Origin of the sequence: Neorhizobium sp. P12A (assembly GCF_008365395.1) — a bacterium.
Lineage (GTDB): Bacteria > Pseudomonadota > Alphaproteobacteria > Rhizobiales > Rhizobiaceae > Rhizobium.
Genome location: NZ_QOVX01000064.1, coordinates 1 through 1,818, shown reverse-complemented (window position 1 = coordinate 1,818; position 1,818 = coordinate 1). Strand labels below are relative to the sequence as shown.

Genomic DNA, 1,818 nt, shown 5'->3' with positions numbered 1-1,818 from the left:
CTGAACGATCCCGGTCATTGTCTTGTCGAGCGCTTCGCCGAAGGCGAGCAGATTCCCACCCGTCTTCATGCCAATCGCCAGCCCGATCGCGGGCTTTCCGTTGAAGCGGAAGAGCGATGTCGGCGGATCGACGTAGCCGCGGGTGATCGTGGCGACGTCTGTCAGCGGGAAGAAGCGGTCGTCGACCCTGAGATTGATCCCGCGCAACGTGTCCTCGGAGATGAACCGTCCGCCCACCCGCAAGGCGACGCGCTCGGGCCCGGTTTCGACAAAGCCGGACTGGGTGACGGCGTTCTGCGCCTGCAGCGTCGCGATGATGGCGGAACGGTCGATGCCGAGAGCCGCGATCTTTCGAGTGGAGAATTCGAGGTAGATCACCTCGTCCTGCGCCCCAACGATGTCGACCTTGCCGACGTCGGGGATCTTGAGGATCTGCGTTCGGGCGTTCTCGGCGTAGTCGCGCAGTTCCCTCTGGCTAATTCCTTTGTCGCCCGTAAAGGCGAAGATATTGCCGTATACGTCGCCGAACTGATCGTCGAAGAAGGGTCCAACCACGCCTTGGGGGAATTCGTGCTTGATGTCGTCGATCAGATTGCGCACGCGCGACCAGGTGGGCTTTACGTCCCGCGCGTTCGTATCCGGCAGCAGGTCGACGAAGACGATCGTCTGACCGGCGGTGGTGATGCTCCGAGTATGTTCGAGATTGTCGAGTTCCTGCAGCTTCTTTTCGATGCGGTCTGTGACCTGCTGCGTCACCTCCTGGGCAGAGGCGCCGGGCCATTGCGCCTGGATCACCATCGTCTTGATTGTGAAGGACGGATCTTCCTCGCGACCGAGCGCGAGATAGGCAAAGGCGCCCGCCACCGCGAACATGATCATGAAATACCAGACGAGAGAACGATGCTCGAGCGCCCATTCCGAAAGATTGAATTTGTTCACGGGCGTAGCTCCTGTTCGAGTTTCACTTTCTGTCCATCGACAAGGTCGTCGACCCCGGTGACGACGACCGCCTCCCCTTCCCGCAGCCCCGATTCAACCAAGACGGAACGGGGCGAGGACGCGGGGCCATCGAGTTCAACGACCCTGAGCGCGACCTGGGCCGTCGAGCGGTCCACCACCCATACCTGGCTGCCGCCGACTTCATGACGGATGGCGGAGAGCGGCAGCGTGATCGTCTGCTTCTTTTCTTCGACAACCGGCGTCGCCGTGACCACGGCGCCGAGGCGGAAGATGTCCGGCGCCTGATCGATCCCGATCTTCAGCCGGTAGGTGCGGGTATTCGCATCGGCCTGAGGCGCGATCTCGCGGACGACGCCGGTGACTTGAATCCTGCTGTCGAGTTGAAGGGCGACGCCGAACCTATCGTCCAGGCGAATGCGACTGAACTGCGCCTCCGGAACGTCGACGACGACGTCGCGCTGTTCGAGGCGCGCCAGTTTCAAGACCGGCTGGCCGGCCGAAACGGTCTGGCCCATTTCCGCGGACGTGGCCGTGACGGCTCCATCGAACTCGGCCCTCAGCTCTGAGTAGCCTAGCTGCTCATGCGCCTTGGCAAGACTGGCTGTCGCCTTCGCAGTATTGGCGGCGGCCGACCTGAACTGCTGTTCGGCAAGATCGTGATCGGAAACACTTGCCGCGTTGCTCTCCATAAGCTTTCGCTTGCGGATTTCGGTCGTGGCTGCGTTTTCCAATTGGGCCTGGGCATTGCGCAGATCGGCCTCCGCGCTCCTGACCGCGAGCTGGAGGCTCAGAGGATCGATCTCGGCGAGGACATCTCCCTTGTGCACCAGGTCACCGACATCGACCTTGCGAGACGCA

Annotated in this window: 2 protein-coding genes; both read right to left on the bottom strand. The window is 62.0% G+C overall.

All coding sequences use genetic code 11. The features are described 5' to 3' along the window. Positions 1-939: efflux RND transporter permease subunit (locus DTW90_RS36855; RefSeq protein WP_149345048.1), on the bottom strand; the 939-nt coding region annotated here is incomplete at its 3' end. Then, positions 936-1,818: efflux RND transporter periplasmic adaptor subunit (locus DTW90_RS36850; RefSeq protein ID WP_149345047.1), on the bottom strand; the 883-nt coding region annotated here is incomplete at its 5' end. The genes DTW90_RS36855 and DTW90_RS36850, both read right to left, overlap by 4 nt.